Below are 17251 nucleotides of genomic sequence, written 5' to 3'. Positions count from 1 at the left end.
CGCCGAATGCGATACTCGCCCCATAACCAAAGGCGATCGACCCCACGTCAGCAATCTGCTCGGCGTACGTTTTTGCATATGCCCCGACAAAGGTTAAATCCCCAGAGGCAGCAGCGTTGGCATTCACTTTTGCTCCCGCACCACCAGATATACTAGCAGCTATAACGTCGGCAATTTCTTCAATACAAAAGTCATCTAAAAACTGTTTAAATGAACTTTTGGTAGTTGTTTCGGTCATAAAAAAATAATCTATGGGCGATTCGGGCGTGCTACGGTACGCCACTACTTATTTAGTTAAGAAAACATCGAGCTTCTGGGCAATTGCTATTTTTGGCCACAAATATCGATCGCTTAAATTTGCTGATGAAGAACTAGAGAACAAAGGCGATCTAAATCGGTTCTCTAGTTCGATTGGCTAGCGATAATTTAAGCTATTAGATCTAAACTTAAATCATTGATTTCGCAAGCGGACGCTACGCGTTGGCGTAGCCTCGCCTCTGGCGATACGACTTAGTGATTTGCTGCTGCTACGCCAGTAACTTTTGTCGAAGAACCCATACCTTGAACCGCAGTGTTAATTACAACACCGTTGGTAAATGTGCTGTGACCGACCGCTGTGTTATCAGATTCACCAATGGCTGTATTTCCTTTAATCGCAGTTTCAGCCGCAATCAAGCTACCAGAGAGGAAACCAAATTTTACTGTTGTCAACGAGCTAGTTCCGAAGTCAAAACCACCACTGATATTTTGAGCGGAATCATCAGACAGTTCGATCCACAAGTTATTAGTCATGAGATTTCTCCAAGAAAGTAAATAGTGAATGATGCCATTTCAACCCCCAAAATTTAGCTGAGAACGAGTTCATTTCAAAGTAGATTTGACTGAGTAACGCTGTCGATCGAGCTGCTTGGAAGTTGAATGTTTCAATAGGTCTATAATACGCCGCAATTTTATTCTGAAAAATGTCAATTGCGAACTCGAATGTCCGAATCGGATCGTATTTGGCACATTCAATTTATTTTTAGACATCGAGATCGCCATACAGCCGTGCGCTCAGATCGATCCCGATCGATCGCCAGTAACTACCCCAGAGTGCCGGAGCGCGATCGCATGGGGGCATGGGCACCGAGCGACTGCTACCTGCGGTATGAGCGATGACGGCTCCGCCAACGATCCGCTCGGAGCAGGCATCGTCGATCTCTTGCCACATACGCGGGTGTCGATCGAGTTGACTGGCGCGTTTGAGGGTATCCGAAGGCTTTTCACCAAATAATTGCTGATATTCCTTGGCAAACTTGCCCCCCTGAGTGATGCCGTAATTCATCATCACGTCGATAATCCGCGTAGCATCGCTCGATCGTTCCAATTCCTGCCGGATCCGCTCTAGCCGCGATCGCGAGACAAAGCGCATCGGCGAGCAATCACATTCTTGGGCAAAGGCTTTTTGGAGCAGTCGGGGCGAAATATTCACCGCAGCGGCAATATCAGCGAGTTCGATCTCCTCCTGAAGATGCGCCGCGATAAACGAACTCGCTTGTTTGACATAACAAGCAAACGCGCCCTGACAGCAGTACAAGATCTCGTCGGAGTAGTTATGCTTGACTCCTTTAAGCAAGCAAGTCAATAACGCACCTGCGAGTTCTTCCTGAATCGTGGGTGAGGTAAGATTCAGCCCCGGAGCGTGCGATCGTCCCAAAAATTCGATAAATTCTTTCAAACTCGTGCCAAAATCGGTATCGAGATCGATCGCCGACTCGAACGAAATCGGCTGTTTTAACTCGCGATCGAGCAATTTAGCCAGTACCAACTCGATCGATGAGCGATCGAATCCCACCACCAATACCCGTCCGTTCGTGCTGGCAATCCCTGGAAACGCACCATCTGGATCGATCGCCACTGCTGTCGTTACCAGATGGGGGGCGTGTTGCCACTCGATCCGACCGGAGATCGGCACGCAAATCGTATAATCTGTATCGAGCGGACTCCGTTCTAGGGTAAATGTCTTTTGCCACTGCAAATCGACGAGCCGAATATTACTGATGTAAGAGTAATGAATGTCGATCGGCGATCGACTTAGCAGGGTAACACCGATCGACTGTCCTAAATTATCGGTTTGTGCCGCTCCCGTATTGGCACTGGGTCTCGATCGCGCTGGTGGATTATGATGGTAGGGATACCGTTCTAAAGTTGTTTTTTTAGTTAACACGGTGCTATCAAATTTTAAATTAACTACTCACGGTCGAACGATTGTCTAATCGATAATTATGTTCTATTTCGACGTTATTATTACTAATAGCTGTGTGTTAGATCGAGTGTTTGCCAGTGATTTACATCACAGGAAACTAAAAATGTAGCGTGGATTACAGCTTGCTGCTAAATTGTAGCTACTTAACTCAGTTAATTAGAATACGCCAAATTACTTGTTTATTTAGCTCTAAGTAACTTTTAGAGCTAGCAGCCGATCGGCAATGGATTGTCACTTTTTCTGTTGCTGCTGACCTGAGCCGTATCGCCAGAGGCGAGGCTACGCCAACGCGTAGCGTCCGCTTGCGGAATCGATTGCTTCAGTACTTGGTAAGGTCGCAATCTTAAATATACAAAAAATACCTAAGTACGATCGCTAAAATCGCTTTGAAACGATTGTAGACATCTTCGCTTCAATCCGATCTCTAACTTCAGGATTCAATGCACCGATAAAATCTCGAACATATTCGATCGCATTCAAAGCTGATTCATCGCTACCTAATAAAACAATATTTACTAGAATATTGCTCGATTGAGCTAAATCGATATCTCCGAGTAATAAAGTTAAGGCTTCGATCCAATAGTCACTTTGAGATTGCCAATAACTTTGGAGTTGCACCCAGTCTCGATCGAGAAATCGATCTAGATATTCCACCCCCAGATCTTCTACTCCAACGCCCTCACCGAATATCTCCGGAAGTTCTTCTGTGCCACGATTGGTATGGCGATCGATAAATTGGATTAAGCGATCGCAATTTTCCACCTTATTAAAAATGTAGGGTGGGCAATGCCCACAGACTAGATTTAACCGAAGCAATCAGAGCCGATACTATCTTTCGATCGCTTCAACTAACAAAAGGGGAGGAAGCGCCTATGTAACCGATACCATCTTACTAATTGCTCTAATATCTGTTTTAAAATCTATTTAATCAGGTCGTCAAATACTTATTGAATTAAATCGATAATATATTGGTGGGCATTGCCCACCCTACTGGGACGACACGACTTGTATTCTGTGCCACGATTGGTATGGCGATCGATAAATTGGATTAAGCGATCGCAATTTTCCACCTTATTAAAAATGTAGGGTGGGCAATGCCCACAGACTATATTTAGCCGAAGCAATCAGAGTCGATACTATCTTGCGATCGCTTACAATCTCCAATTCAATCTGAGAGATTTAGATCGTATAACATCATACTAATCGATCGATCGAATATCTGTTTTAAAATCTATTTAATTAAATCGATAATATACTGGTTGGCAATGCCCACCCTACTTGTATTCTAGTTATTCGCTTCACCAGATGTTTGCGATTCAATTCTCTGGAGTAAATTTGCTTCCCATCGAGGATCGGTGGGATCGATCGTAATCATCCGCCCTGATGCTTTAGATCGATCTACATACACATGAAAAGCCTGAATATCTTCACGATGGGTAAGTACATATTGACGTAGCTCACCAAGTCCCATCGTTTCATAATTAGCTGATGTCATGGCTCATACCCTCCTGTCGGCTTAATCTCAAAATCACTATCACCAGCCAGCACGTATACATTCCCTGTTCGCTCATCGATTCTGACGAGTTCTATAGCTCTGTATTGCCAGCCAGTATAAATTACGTTAGTCAATCGATAACAAAGTCGATAAAGACCCTGAGCTTGTTCGTTGTTAGGTTCCATTTTACACGTATTTCTGGAATGCCAGAGTCACATTGTGTCCGCCAAAACCGAAGGAATTGGATAACACGACATCGACATTGGCAGCGCGACTGACATGGGGGACATAATCGAGATCGCAACCTTCTTCGGGAGTTTCGAGATTGATCGTGGGGGGGATAATACTGTGATGGATGGCGAGGGCGGATGCTACTCCTTCGATGCCGCCTGCACCGCCGAGGAGGTGTCCGGTCATCGATTTGGTGGAACTGACCGCGATCTTGTACGCGTGGTCGCCGAGTGCCTTTTTGATGGCGGCGGTTTCGGTGGGGTCGTTGATGGGGGTGCTGGTACCGTGGGCGTTGATGTAGCTGACGGCTTCGGGTGCTAGTCGGGCATCTTTGAGGCACAGGGACATGGCGCGGGCAGCATCGACACCGCCGGGGGTTTGTCCGGTCATGTGATAGGCATCGCAGGTCATCGCGTAGCCGACGACTTCGGCGTAGATTTTCGCGCCGCGATTTTGGGCGTGTTCGAGTTCTTCAAGTACCAATATGCCGGAACCTTCGCCCATGACGAAGCCGTCGCGTCCGACATCAAACGGACGACAGGCGTGGAGGGGGTCGTCGTTGCGGGTGGAGACGGCTTTGCACGCAGCAAATCCAGCGATGCCCAGGGGTGTGATTGCGGCTTCTGTACCGCCGCAAATCATCGCTGTGGCGTAGTCACCCTGGATTAGTCGAAATGCTTCACCGATCGCATTTGCACCTGCGGCACAGGCCGTTACGGTACAGCAGTTGGGGCCTTTGGCACCGATTTCGATCGCGACGAGTCCGGCTGCCATATTGGCGATCATCATCGGAATCATGAATGGACTACAACGGCTGGGGCCTTTTGTCAAGTAGATTTCTTGTTGTTCTTCGAGGATCTTCAGTCCACCAATCCCCGTCCCGATCGTAACACCGACTCGATCGGCATTGGTCGGATCGATCGTCAATCCCGAATCGAAGATGGCTTGCTTGGTAGCACAGACAGCCAATTGAGCAAAACGATCCATCCGTTTAGCTGCTTTCTTTTCGAGATACAGCAGCGGGTCGAAATTTTTGAGTTCTCCCGCAATCCTACAGTCGTGCTTGGACGCGTCAAAGTGCGTAATCGCCCCAATCCCATTCCGTCCACTCACCAAGCCTTCCCAATACTCAGCTAAAGTGTTTCCAATGGGCGTAATCGCGCCTAAACCAGTAATAACAACACGTTTGCGATCGCTTAGCGTCGGCTTTGCCGAATCGCTTCGCGGAGATTGTGGAGCGGAATTTACCATGATGGATATAGAGATGAGAGGTGAGGTGCTAGGGTGAGGGCTGTGCTCCGTGCGGAGGAAATCTCCGCATTGCTGCACCGCATAGTTCATACTTTGACAGCGGTACTAGCCTTGTTTGACGTTGATGTAGTCAACTACGGATTGAACTGTTTGCAGTTTTTCGGCTTCTTCGTCAGGAATTTCAACATCGAATTCTTCTTCGAGTGCCATGACGAGTTCGACGACATCAAGGGAATCCGCACCCAAGTCATCGGTGAAATTGGCTTCAGGCGTAATTTTACTAGCGTCTACTTCCAATTTGTCTGCAATTACGGCTTGAACTTTAGCCAATACATCTGCGCTCATATATGTTCCTTGTTAGTTTGAATAACGATCGTCCAGTCGCGCCCGCTTTGAGGGTACGTCAATAGCACTCTACATCTTAATATGAAAATGCACCAAAAGAGGGGATAGGGGTTAGGGGTGAGGGAATAGGGGTAAAAGGTAAAAGGTAAGAGGTAAAAGGTAAAAGGTAATGGGTGACGTACCGCAGGTTTAGTGACTTGTGACTTGTGCGACAGTCTTTTGCTCTAGTCTAATCGAGGTACGGTGCGCCGTTGGCGTTAGTCTGCCTTATGCACAACCTAAACCTACAGATATCACCAAAGATTTAGACATCTGTATCCGATTTCCATTCATTACCTCTTACCTTTTACCTTTTACCTCTTACCTTTTACCCATTACCTCTTACCCTCTACCCCCTACCTTCGGAATTGCAATCGCTTTCATCACTTCGGCAAAATCCGACTCATTTACTAGGGGAATTAATTGCTGGAGATAGGGTTGATAGCGAAATAGTTCGTAATCGCGATCGAGTAAATATTGTGCGGCGGCGAGATCGATCCCTTTAGTGGTGTAGCTATTATAAATAATTGTCGGCGCAAATCTAGCCAATGTTTGTTCGCCACCTGTCAGAATTGCGAGTTCATTGCCTTCAGTTGAAATTTTAATTATCTCTAATCGATCGATGCCAGCTTGGCTCACAAATGTATCGAGGGTCATGCAGAGAACTTCGACTGTTTCTGTCCCTGGATCGATCGAGTCATCGCTGGAAGCTAGGCAATTAAATTCACAGTTTGATTGTAAAATTAGTCTTGCCATCCCATCGCGATCGCCGATCGCATTTTTGAATACGCGGACATTTTCGATCTGGTTGATGCGACAAGTTTCATGCAGACAATCGACGGCTTCATCAAATGGTTCGATCGCGTAAACCACCCCATTGATGCCAACTCTAGCTGCCGCACTAAATGTATAGATCCCAAAGCTGGCACCGATATCGATCGCGTTCATTCCCGGTTGTAGATACTGTCGCCAAAACTCTAATTCTCGCTCGTACCAATCCCCTTCAGCGAGGAGACAGCGCGTAGTCGGACTCTGGAGAGTAGCCGCGATCGCTAGTGCCATTACCGACTCATCAAAGGGGATATAAGTCCAGGGACTATCGATCGCCAGTTGCGTCCATTGCCACGGTATTTTAATTAATCTCTGGCTGGCATAATCTATCCCGATCTTTTGCCAATATTCGGCTGATTCTGGCTGTTCTAAATCTAGATAAGCGAGATATAATGACTGCAAAATTGTTGGGTAGTCTGGGGCAATATCCCTAGCTTGATGTAGATAAACTAATCCTTCTAACTCCTGATTGCCGATACTATAAATACCCAAACGCAGATTCGGAAAAATTAGATCGGGCATCAGTTGATTCATTAGATGCAACAACCGTAATCCAGTTTGATTGTCTAATACAATTTGCGTGCGGCAGAGTACTTCTGATAGCATCAACATGGCTTGAGTGTGACCATTATCTGTGTTTAAAATTCTTTGCAGTTGTTCGCTGCGACCATTGGTAATATGCGTACTTGTCAGGGGCGGAATATAGACAATCCCCGGTGCAATTTTGGCTTCGGTATAGGTAGGCTGAAGGTTATTAATAAAGGCACTAAAAGCAATCTGAGCCGCCTCGCTGTAGTTACCCAGCATACAGTTGAGCATGGCTAGATGTGCCAAGCAGAGTGGGTGCTGATTTAATTCCGATCCGACTTGCACAGCATCAAAAGCGATTTCGGCATACAAACCATGGGTGAGAGAGTTATCGCAGCTCTGGGCGGAAATTAGCGCTGATACGGCTAAGTTATTCCAATCTAAGGCTGTCTGCGGTTCTTCCCACTGGCAATTATCCAAGACATGGGTGAGTTGCTCGATAGCTGTCTGGGAGATTTCGACTTGATTATGTCTGACATATTCTAAGTAAGCAGTTTTGGGATCGAAATCAATAGCCATGTCGTTAATTGATAATTGATAATTGATAATTAATAATTAATAATTAGGTTATTAGGGTAAGGTTTAAATCTTACTATAATAATAATCTAGTTAAGAATTGAGCTATTTAAGATATAGTAAGTGCTGCGATCGTCTGACAACAATCGCTAACACTAGCACGTTCGCCCATCGAGACAACTAAAGCTTGATAAGCTGCCCAATTAGCTTGAATTAGGGTTTTGGCTTTGAGTGCGGCTAGATTTTCTTGCTGGACGATTTCTTGCTGCTGTTTACCTGCTAGAAACAATACACCCCTGAGTTTTTGACGATCTTCGCTACCGCCTTCCGATCGATCGTACACCAATTTTTCAGCAGTAATACCCGCCATCCATACCGTACAATAACTCTGGAGCAACTGACTGGAAATATCCACAGGTGGTGCGGCAAACATTACTCCACCCTGCGCCGATTGTCCGGCTTTGACAGATTCCCACGCACTCAGCGTATATCCAGTAACCGGAATGTCTAGTAAATAAGCAACTAAAAAATGTCCGGCTTCATGATTGATAATCCGTTGGCGATATGCTGACTTAGTGCCCGCAAGTGCATCTAAAAATAGGGTAGCACCGATACTTTTGAGGAAAAAATTATCGATTGTCGTGCCCACTACGATCGCAAAAATAATTAAAATTGGTACTGTCGAAGAAATGTGTAATAGTGGTGTGACTAAGCTGGAAATAGTCATCCCAAATATACAGATCGCAACTAAATTTAAGGAAATTTGCTTGGTTGGGTTATCTAAATTCATTACTAGATGAGAGATGGGAGATGGGAGATGGGAGATAGGAGATAGGAGATGATAGTTAATTATTTTAAAATACAGCACTATTCTCACGATCGCGATCGCCATAAACAAGACAATCTCAATTATCCCACTTTGAAAAACTTTGTCATCCACTATCCACTATCCACTACCATCTCCCATCTACCTGCCTAACTTGCCACTAGCGCGAAGATAGCGATTGATATCGATTCCCAGTACTGCATTCACCGTCCCAGTGCGTAAATCGACTGTCGCGCGTCCATTGATACCGACTAAATTGCCGCGACTGTCGAGTACGGGGCCGCCACTCATCCCTGGGAGGGCGTTCACTGTATATACTAGAGCATAACCATCCTGCGGTCGATCTATCCTTCCTGAGAGATTGCCGACCAAAAATTGATATACTCTAGTCGGTAATTGAGGGCTAGGATCTGCCCACCCTGACACATAGACAGTTTCACCCTCCTGTAATTTGTCAGAATTGCCGATGCTGGCGACTGGATAGCGGTAGCGACTCTGGAATTCTAAAATAGCTAAATCTAGCTTGCCAATTCTGGAGATCTGGCGCGGTGAGAGTGAATGCTGACGCCCGTCGCTAGTGGCTATTTTAAATGATTGAGTGGCAATCGGTGGCTGCTCGACGTTGACTACATGCCAATTAGTCAACACTAGATATCGATCTCCTCGGTGTTCGATGATGACGCCAGAGCCAGTATTAGCACCATCGATCCTCACGGCGATCTGTTTGGCAATATCGCTGACATTGGGGCGCAATATTTGCCACAGAATCCGGCTGATAAATACCGCCGCAGTGCCGAGTATTGCCAGATTCACGACCCAAGGAGTAAGCTGATGTTGGCGCGATGGCATTCGTTAATGTTGCCCGATGAAACCGCAAAATAGGTAAAGATATTGTGCCAGCTTGGAGTTCCTATGTTTAGGATCGATCGCTTACACCAGTATACAAGAACTGAGTAAGCCCCCTCAACACTTACTTCTAAGTACCAAAACTATTCACTATTCACTATTCACTACTAATTTTGTGAGTTTACCTAATCACCTAATAGTCGATCGATACTAACATAAGCATCACCATTACGATAGCGCACTAATTGCGTGCCGCTGAGCTGCACGATGCGTCCGGAAGCCCGTGCCCGTAAGTCGAGCAGTTGTTGAAGTACTACCGCCGAGTCGGTACCTTTGGGAAGAGTTACCAAGACGTTATTTTTGGGGCAAGTATTGCCACTAATGCCCTCATCAACACAGAGGACGGGATATGTATTGACATTGCCAGTCCGGACAAATTTTAACTTACCATCGCGATGGAAGCGATCGAGTCTACTGGATACTTCATGACAGCGCTGGTTGCGATTGTTATATCGTCCGGTAAACGACTTAACCCAGTGGATCATCGGGATGCTACCGCGCACAGTTTTCACTACCGTCGTGGGCGCTCCACTCAATAATTCACAGCTAAATTTGCGGGTGGATTGCGCTTGACTGGGCTGCAACCATTGCGATTCGATTGTTAGGAGCGTACTCACGAGTAAAACACCCGAACAGTTACGGAGCCAGGGGAGTATTCTCAACATGGTGTCTAGATAAAATAGTTGGCTCGGTCGCTAGGTACTAGGGATTTAGCATCGCGATCGAGACTCTCGCTAATTTATCAACTATTATAGACATAGTTAGAAGTTATTCTCATTAGTAGAACACCGCATATGTACTGAATTTAGAAGTGTAGAATCAGCTAAATGTATGAGGCAAAATGCGCTCGCGTTCACGAAGTGTGAGCTTTGCTCAATCGCATCATTTTCGACCCGATCGTGCGTAGGCTGCTGAAGAATCGGCTGCGACTGCAATTAAGTTAATTTCATCACAATAGCGGAAGCAAAATGGGCAATCGTAAGTCAAAATCGCAATAGCCGGCCGATTTTTACGGCGTTGCTCAAGTCATCGATCGCAGCTAAAAGTCGAGTTCCAACTAGCAACTGAGTCCGGTAGGGCAGACACCGAGCCTGACTTTCATCTGCTTGGTCGCATTTACCAGATTTAACTCATTATCACTATATGTTAGGTACGATCCTTCACTCTCATTATCAAATAGTTAAAGTTCTGGGCATCGGTAAATCTGGAGCTACTTATTTAGTCAAAGATTTAGATTTAATTGACTCACAGTTTTATGTAATCAAAAGAATAGATTACATTGACAACGTTCGGGTACCATCTCTAACCGAACAGCTATTTGGTATTCAATGCTCGATCGCTCATCAACTCGGAAAACATCCCCAAATCCCTACTCTGATTACTAAATTTGAAGTGGATGGCAATCGCTATCTAGTCCGCGAATATATCGACGGCGAACCGCTCAGTGCCCAATTGACTCCAGGTGCGATTTGGAGTCAAACCCAAACGTTTGACTTCTTAGTAGAGTTGATGGAGATTTTGAAATTTTTCCATAGTTTCAAATATATCCACCAAGACATCAATCCTCACAATATTATTAGACATCGCGATAATGGCAAATTTTATTTAATTGGCTATAGTTGTCTAAAAGATTTGGGCAGTACCTGGCAAATACCTGAAAATGAGGCTCGCAATCTTAACGATCCGAGTTATGTACCTTACGAACAAGAGCAAAATATTCCTAAATTGACTAGCGATATTTATGCAGTTGGTGCGATCGCAATTCAGGCGCTGACTGGTAGATATCCGCTCGAAAAAGATAGCCACAGTTATGAAATAAAATGGCGAGATGAAGTCAAAATTGACTTAAAGCTAGTAGAAATCATCAATAGGATGGTGCGTCCCGATTACCGCAATCGTTATCAATCCGCAGATGAAGTATTGCAGGCACTTCATGCCTTTGCGCTCACCCAAATACCCGCGAGTAACCGCTCCAAACCTTATTTATTATTGGGTGCTGCTATCGGTGCGTTAGTAGTTGGATTTAGCACTCTTAGATTCTTCTTGACTTCAACCAATAAACCACAGCTAGCCGCCTCAACAGTCGTTGCGACTCCCAATCCGCCTCAGCTCGTTACTAATAGCAGCGGTTGGCAAAACTATACTAATAAAACAGCCCGGATCGAAGTCAAATATCCGACTACTTGGCAGCAACAGGATTTAGCTAACATCGTTACGGGAGAGCAGGTAATCTTCACCAATCTAATTCAGAATAAAGCTAGTAAAAACCGCGAAAATATCTCGATTAGGGTAGAAAATTTAACAAATCCACAGACTAGTCTGGCTAGTTATACTCAATCGACGATCGCCGAAATTTCTAAGTACGATCGAGCTGCCAAAATCGTCGAATCTAGCCCGATAACTGTAGCCAATCGACCGGGAAATTTAATCGTATATACGGGTCGAGATGAAAATTCCTTAGCAGTCAAAAATCTGGAAGTTTGGACGATCGAGCGCGGCAGAGCTTATATTATTACCTATAGAGCTACACCCGATCGCTACTACCAATTTTTAGATACTGCGATGACGATCGTGAATTCATTCAAGATTAACTGAGCGCGGGCGAGCGAATACAAATCGAAACTAACTTTTAAAAGTTTTACCATTAAATGTCGTTTGACTAGTGAGGATCTTGCTTTGCTTCAATCGCCAACCTTGGGGAGTCTTGAGCCAAGAGTCGCGAGATGTTTGATCGATAATGATTTTATTAAAGCCAGCGATCGTGCCTACGGTCTTTTGCTCGATCGCGACATCTAAACCGCTACTATTAACAGCAATTGTTTTAATTGTCGCTTTATTAGATGTTAATTTGATATTGAAACGCGTAAACAAATTGCTATAATGCTCGCGAAACTGAGCTAGGGTTTGTTTTTCACCTTCAGGGTTGATGCTCACATAGTCTGGAGTGAATAGAGCTGTGGCACCTTGAATATCTCGGCGGATAAAGGCGGCATTAATTTGATTGTAATTGGTTTGGATTTGAGGTTGAATTTTGGAATTAGTGTCTGCATATGCAGGTGCAATTGCCACGATCGCAACTGAGAGAATTACTGTCGCGATCGGCGAATTCTTAGTGAAAGGAAAACTCATTGTTAATATTAATTGACTGCACTGCCCGGACTGACGTAGAGTGTAACTTAAAGGTTCCTTGAATTAATTAATAATTAATAATTAATAATTAATAATTGAGTTTTTAGGATAGGAATTTAGCGGATGGAACCTTTGCTGAGGTTCCCTCGTGAATAGCGTTCCACCAAGCAGCGGATGCGCTCGTCACGGAGGGAACCTCCAGATTGAGCGCAACCTTGCAGCGGATGCTTTTCAGGCGGAGGATCCCTGGCGAATGTGTTGCACCAAGCAGACCCCTTGCTCTCGTTAAGCCCCCAGTAAATCTACCAACTCACAAAATCCGGCGACTTCTGACAACTGAGTCACATACTGAGGATGATGGGCTAATTGGGTACTGTAATGTTGAATATTGGCAACCCCAACCGAATGCGGAAATAAGGCTCGATCGAACATACTCGCATCATTAGGACTATCGCCGACAGTAATTATTTGGCTCGGTTTAAGCTGAGGAAAATAGCGATCGATCACAGCTAAAATCGCCGCACCTTTATCTTGGTGCAGCGGTTTGAGATGACATTGTACCGTACTAAAGGTAAAACTATAACCCCATTGTTGACATTGAGTATCAATTTCTCCTAACTCGACATCCGTCAAGCCAGCCACATCAAATGTCCAATCAGTAATCCGAAACTGATTGTCGCTAGATTCCTCGATTTGGGGATAACGCGCTTGCAACTCCCAAAACCGTTCCGCCAACTCGGCGCGATGGGTTTCGATACTCTCAAGCCGCGTCAGAAAATCGAAGCCACTAAAATTGCGATCGAAATAGACACCACCATTTTCGGCGATTGCCCCGGCTACTGGGAGATAATTATTGACAGCACTCACCCAGCCAGCGGATCTCCCCGTTACTAATAATAACTGGATCCCCTTAGCAGTCAGCCTGTCGATCGCTTGCAATAATGCAGGTGTAAATTTGCCATTACTCGTGAGCGTACCGTCAACATCAGTGGCAATCAGTTGAATATCTGTCCATCGAGCGATTAAGGTTGAACTATCGAGCATAGGTATCGATCGAGAATAAAGTACCGATGGCGGGCATCTTCCCAGGTTACAGACAAAGGGCACCGAAAGCAATTTACAAGGGCAATCGCCTAGACTTTAGTACCGCACCTTTTTTCCAGTAACAACTCAGCTATTTATCGGTAGCGATAATACGCGATCGACAGCCATAATTTAAGTCTCTATGTCAATAAATGCGGAAACCGATCTGAAAATAGTGTAGATCGAAAATATGCACGGATTACTGGGGGAAAATCACACACATGTACACACGAAAACTTAGCTTGCTCGTCCTCTCAACGCTCCTCATCGCTGGCTCGCCAGCCTACAGCGCCACTCAGCCAACGGCAAACCTAAATCCCACACCCAACAAGACTTTACTCGCTCAACAGGATCGGGCACCAGATCTCATCACTGTGGGCGTGTCACTGATTAATAGCTTGATTAATCCACCCAGTCGTTCGGCTCAAATCAATGCCGATGCTGAAGTCAAAAAAGCCAAGATTGCGGCGGATGCAGATATTGCCAAAGAGAAACTTCGGATCGAGGCTAGTCAAAATACAGACAGAGTAGCGCCCGTACTCAACCAATGGGGTGTCACGCGGATTGCTTGTGCGCCCGGATTAGTCTTTATCAATGGGATTACTACCGATACAGTTTGCATTCAGCCCAGTGCCGATATCAACCCAGGTTATTATAGCTATGATAGCGCCCGAAAACAGTTAATTCGCAATAGCTCTAGCGTGCAAACTACTCAAAATACTCAGCAAACCAGAGTGTCGAATAGTAATAGCGAGCGCGGCTTTTAATAGTTTCACATCTTGCATCAAAACAGAGTTACTGGTGTTCTAGTGAATAGTGGATAGTGGATAGTGGATAGTGAATAGTGAATAGTGGATAGTGGATAGTGAATAGTGGATAGTGGATAGTGGATAGTGAATAGTATTTAGGAGTATATTTCTATCAGTTTTATGTACTGCTGTAAGATGTGAACAGTTCTAATATTTATATTTTTTAATATCGATCGAGAATCCATGAAACCGACAACCATCACTCAAATTTTACTCCCGATCGCAATTTCGACAATTGGATCGCTGCTGTCCCAAGTTGCCTCAGCCCAACTCCCACCAATTGTCAATAATCAAGCCGAGCTTCGCGTCACAGAAACACCGAACAATAATGCGCCGCAAGATGGAAATATTGCCAATGCTGGTCTGAGAGTTAGTTGTCAGAATCTCACAACTGTCGTTCAAAAAGGCGATCGCCAAGCAACAATGTTGACCTGGAACTACAGTGGTTTCGGTCGAGAGTTCACCCCAGAAAAACGCTGCCAGATCGTCTCAGAACGTCTCCAGCAAGCCGCAAATATCAATGGTGGTACTTTTAAAGATTTACAAATAGCGACTGGCACAGTAAATTCTCAAGCCGTAATTTGTGCATTGCGATCGAATAGCAATAAATGTACTCGTAAGAACTTACTATTTACACTCAGTCCCGAAAATGCCCGCAATCCTGATGCGGTCATCCAAAAAATGTTTAGTTTTGCGGCTGATGGCAGTAGTTCGATTAATGAAAGTGCGACAAATAGCTCGCCAAAATTCGATGTCAATCTTGGTAACTGGGAGCAAAAAGCTTTCCCCCGCTCGCAGAAATCTACTCCTAACAATCGGCGCAAAATCGATACAGGCTTTTAATTTGCCGTCGGATTCAACATCTTGGTAACTAAATTGCGATCTAGACACATATCGACCTGCCCCTAAATTTACGGTTATGGAGCGAGATTGTAATTCATTTACTATCGAAAAAGAGCGCCTTGCCAGTCTAAGTATCATCTGGGCTTCGATCGCTAAAAACCACACAGACCGATCGCGCTTGACAGGATCGGATTACCGTACCAAGTCAGGTGTCTTTGTTGCCCCAAATCTTGATGCAGAGCCGAGATCGAATGTAATAAAATTGATATGCGCCAGAGTCACTTACCTATGATAATATTCATGCAACAATATTTAGTGACCTCATGCCTGCTGACTTTGTAAAGCTCGCACAGACCTATCTTTCTACTTACCCAGAGCGACAGCAGAGCTACTTTGCTGCGCTAACTAGGTTTTCTGGTGAATCAACCCAGACAATCTCATCCAATTGGCTTAAATCCGAGTATCTCAGGCACAAACTCCGCAAAGATAGCTACTTGCGGATCGATCGTACTACCGCCACAGCCCAAATGACAGGCTAACGCTCTCAGATCGGAGTGGAGACCATCGAGCGATGGTCTCCACTCTAAGCCACTGGAGATCGACTAATTAGCGCATCGTGACAAATTCTTCAGCCGAGCTGGGATGAATCCCCACAGTGGCATCAAAATCTGCTTTCTTTGCGCCCATTTTGACCGCAATCGCTACGCCTTGGATGATTTCTGCCGCATGATCTCCGACCATGTGCGCGCCCAAGACTCGATCGGTTTTAGTGTCTACTACCAGTTTCATCAGGGTACGATCCTGTTTATTGGGTAGGACATAGTACATCGGACGAAAGTTGCTCCGATAAACTTTGATATTATCACCGTGCATTTCGCGGGCTTCTTCTTCGGTTAGCCCGACAGTTGCAGCCTCGGGAGTGGTAAAGATCGCCGTGGGGATATCTGCATAGTTCATGACACGGGGTTTGTTGCCAAACACTGTATCGGCAAATGCGCGACCTTCGTTGACAGCGACTGGTGTAAGCTGAACCTCATCGGTACAGTCGCCGACGGCGTAGATATTCTCTACATTTGTCTGGCTATTTGCATCTACCAAGACCGCCCCATTTTGGGTCTTGACATTCGTATTTTCTAGTCCTAAATCGGCTGTATTCGGTCGGCGTCCCAATGCGGCTAGACTCACGGCGTCGGCGAGAATTGTTTGCTGTCCATCTTTAGTTGTCACCGTGACACTAACGCCATTATCGGTTTTTTCCAAAGATAGATCGCAGGCATTATTAATAATCTTGATGCCATGATGGGTCATTCCTTCCTGCACCGCCGATCGCAAGTCGCGATCGAAACTCCGTAAAATCAGATCGGGGCGAATAATCTGGGTCACTTCCGTCCCCAATCCATTCATAATGCAAGCAAACTCGCACCCAATATAACCCGCACCTAAGATAACGATCTTCTTCGGTTGAGTGGGTAAATAAAACATGTCATCGGAGATCAGGGCGTGTTCGATCCCGGGAATATCGGGACGCACGGGATGTCCGCCGACTGCAATCAAAATTCTCTCCGCAGTCACCGTCCGATCGCCCACTTGCAGCGTATGATTGTCGATAAACTTCGCCCGTGCAGGAATCACTTCTACCTTGGATTTATCTAGCATCGTCTGATAAATCCCATTGAGCCGCAATAACTCATTATCGATCGCACCAATCATCTTCGGCCAGTCTAACTGACTCTCGACCGCACTCCAGCCATAACCTTCCGCATCAGTGAATAGTTCGGGAAAGTGGGACGCATACACCATCAGCTTCTTAGGAATACAGCCGCGATTGACACAGGTACCACCGAGTTTGCTATATTCAGCAACGCCTACCTTAGCACCATATTCTGCGGCACGTCGTGCCGTAGCAATCCCGCCGGAACCGCCACCAATTACGAATAGGTCAAAATCATAACTCATATTCTGTATCTCCTTACTTGCCCAAAAGGTGGAGATGTAGCTGATTTTATAACTGTATATCTACAAGTCTAATCGACTTCTACTAAGATAGTCTGACCCACCCCTTCATAGAAAATCCCCTCCTCGGAGGGGTGCCCGTAGGGCGGGGTGGGTAAGAC

Annotated in this window: 19 protein-coding genes; 4 read left to right on the top strand and 15 right to left on the bottom strand. The window is 45.5% G+C overall.

All coding sequences use genetic code 11. From position 1 onward, the window contains the following. The 12 genes from RMO52_RS20230 to RMO52_RS20180 all read right to left on the bottom strand — a co-directional run. A partial coding sequence (locus RMO52_RS20230) for a hypothetical protein (RefSeq protein WP_310417850.1) occupies window positions 1-238 on the bottom strand: 238 nt, incomplete at its 3' end. A 272-nt stretch (window positions 239-510) separates the two neighbouring features. After that, window positions 511-792, bottom strand: coding sequence for a hypothetical protein (locus RMO52_RS20225; protein WP_310417847.1), 282 nt, complete (start codon window positions 790-792; stop codon window positions 511-513). Window positions 793-1021: 229 nt separating this feature from the next. Further along, window positions 1022-2206, bottom strand: a complete 1185-nt coding sequence (locus RMO52_RS20220; protein ID WP_310417844.1) for a helix-turn-helix transcriptional regulator — start codon at window positions 2204-2206, stop codon at window positions 1022-1024. A 414-nt stretch (window positions 2207-2620) separates the two neighbouring features. Beyond that, the gene (locus tag RMO52_RS20215; RefSeq protein ID WP_310417841.1) at window positions 2621-3007 is read right to left on the bottom strand and encodes a hypothetical protein; all 387 of its coding nucleotides are present in this window, start codon (window positions 3005-3007) and stop codon (window positions 2621-2623) included. 523 nt (window positions 3008-3530) lie between these two features. After that, window positions 3531-3740: a DUF6887 family protein gene (locus RMO52_RS20210; protein ID WP_309741670.1), complete on the bottom strand. Its 210-nt coding sequence runs from the start codon at window positions 3738-3740 to the stop codon at window positions 3531-3533. Further along, the gene (locus RMO52_RS24840; protein WP_396135063.1) at window positions 3737-3925 is read right to left on the bottom strand and encodes a DUF6888 family protein; all 189 of its coding nucleotides are present in this window, start codon (window positions 3923-3925) and stop codon (window positions 3737-3739) included. Before RMO52_RS24840 ends, RMO52_RS20210 begins: the two co-directional genes overlap by 4 nt. Window position 3926: 1 nt before the next feature. Beyond that, a complete protein-coding gene (gene fabF, locus RMO52_RS20205; RefSeq protein ID WP_310417838.1) occupies window positions 3927-5222 on the bottom strand; it encodes a beta-ketoacyl-ACP synthase II in 1296 nt (431 codons plus the stop codon). A 105-nt stretch (window positions 5223-5327) separates the two neighbouring features. After that, window positions 5328-5567 carry an acyl carrier protein gene (acpP, locus tag RMO52_RS20200; protein ID WP_310417836.1) on the bottom strand — a complete coding sequence of 80 codons (240 nt, stop codon included), beginning with the start codon at window positions 5565-5567 and terminating at the stop codon, window positions 5328-5330. A gap of 381 nt (window positions 5568-5948) precedes the next feature. Further along, window positions 5949-7544 (bottom strand): FkbM family methyltransferase, encoded by a 1596-nt coding sequence (locus RMO52_RS20195; protein WP_310417833.1) that lies wholly within the window; start codon window positions 7542-7544, stop codon window positions 5949-5951. Window positions 7545-7650: 106 nt separating this feature from the next. Next, window positions 7651-8331 carry an ATP-dependent Zn protease gene (locus RMO52_RS20190; protein WP_310417830.1) on the bottom strand — a complete coding sequence of 227 codons (681 nt, stop codon included), beginning with the start codon at window positions 8329-8331 and terminating at the stop codon, window positions 7651-7653. Between the two features lie 177 nt (window positions 8332-8508). Next, complete coding sequence (locus RMO52_RS20185; RefSeq protein WP_310417828.1) at window positions 8509-9216, bottom strand: serine protease; 708 nt, start codon at window positions 9214-9216, stop codon at window positions 8509-8511. Window positions 9217-9398: 182 nt separating this feature from the next. Next, the gene (locus tag RMO52_RS20180) at window positions 9399-9938 is read right to left on the bottom strand and encodes a COP23 domain-containing protein (RefSeq protein WP_310417825.1); all 540 of its coding nucleotides are present in this window, start codon (window positions 9936-9938) and stop codon (window positions 9399-9401) included. A gap of 478 nt (window positions 9939-10416) precedes the next feature. Between RMO52_RS20180 and RMO52_RS20175 the strand changes: the two genes are divergently transcribed. Continuing rightward, window positions 10417-11868, top strand: a complete 1452-nt coding sequence (locus RMO52_RS20175; RefSeq protein WP_309739095.1) for a protein kinase domain-containing protein — start codon at window positions 10417-10419, stop codon at window positions 11866-11868. A gap of 27 nt (window positions 11869-11895) precedes the next feature. On the opposite strand, the gene RMO52_RS20170 is transcribed toward RMO52_RS20175, so the two are convergent. Together RMO52_RS20170 and RMO52_RS20165 are read right to left on the bottom strand one after the other, a co-directional pair. Further along, the gene (locus tag RMO52_RS20170) at window positions 11896-12402 is read right to left on the bottom strand and encodes a nuclear transport factor 2 family protein (protein WP_309739094.1); all 507 of its coding nucleotides are present in this window, start codon (window positions 12400-12402) and stop codon (window positions 11896-11898) included. Between the two features lie 285 nt (window positions 12403-12687). After that, window positions 12688-13446 carry an HAD family hydrolase gene (locus RMO52_RS20165; protein ID WP_309739093.1) on the bottom strand — a complete coding sequence of 253 codons (759 nt, stop codon included), beginning with the start codon at window positions 13444-13446 and terminating at the stop codon, window positions 12688-12690. 260 nt (window positions 13447-13706) lie between these two features. On the opposite strand from RMO52_RS20165, the gene RMO52_RS20160 reads away from it, so the two are divergent. The 3 genes from RMO52_RS20160 (at window position 13707) to RMO52_RS20150 (ending at window position 15676) form a co-directional block, all read left to right on the top strand. After that, complete coding sequence (locus RMO52_RS20160; protein ID WP_309739092.1) at window positions 13707-14252, top strand: hypothetical protein; 546 nt, start codon at window positions 13707-13709, stop codon at window positions 14250-14252. A 225-nt stretch (window positions 14253-14477) separates the two neighbouring features. After that, window positions 14478-15137: a COP23 domain-containing protein gene (locus RMO52_RS20155; protein ID WP_309739091.1), complete on the top strand. Its 660-nt coding sequence runs from the start codon at window positions 14478-14480 to the stop codon at window positions 15135-15137. Window positions 15138-15460: 323 nt separating this feature from the next. Further along, window positions 15461-15676: a hypothetical protein gene (locus RMO52_RS20150; protein WP_309739090.1), complete on the top strand. Its 216-nt coding sequence runs from the start codon at window positions 15461-15463 to the stop codon at window positions 15674-15676. Between the two features lie 67 nt (window positions 15677-15743). Here the strand turns inward: RMO52_RS20150 and gorA are convergent, their stop codons facing one another. Next, window positions 15744-17093, bottom strand: coding sequence for a glutathione-disulfide reductase (gene gorA, locus RMO52_RS20145; protein WP_309739088.1), 1350 nt, complete (start codon window positions 17091-17093; stop codon window positions 15744-15746). Window positions 17094-17251: the final 158 nt, after the last annotated feature.

Origin of the sequence: Chamaesiphon sp. OTE_8_metabat_110 (assembly GCF_031382685.1) — a bacterium.
Classification (GTDB): domain Bacteria; phylum Cyanobacteriota; class Cyanobacteriia; order Cyanobacteriales; family Chamaesiphonaceae; genus Chamaesiphon.
The sequence above is the reverse complement of the archived record's forward strand: the minus strand, read 5'-3'. Positions and strand labels throughout refer to the sequence as shown.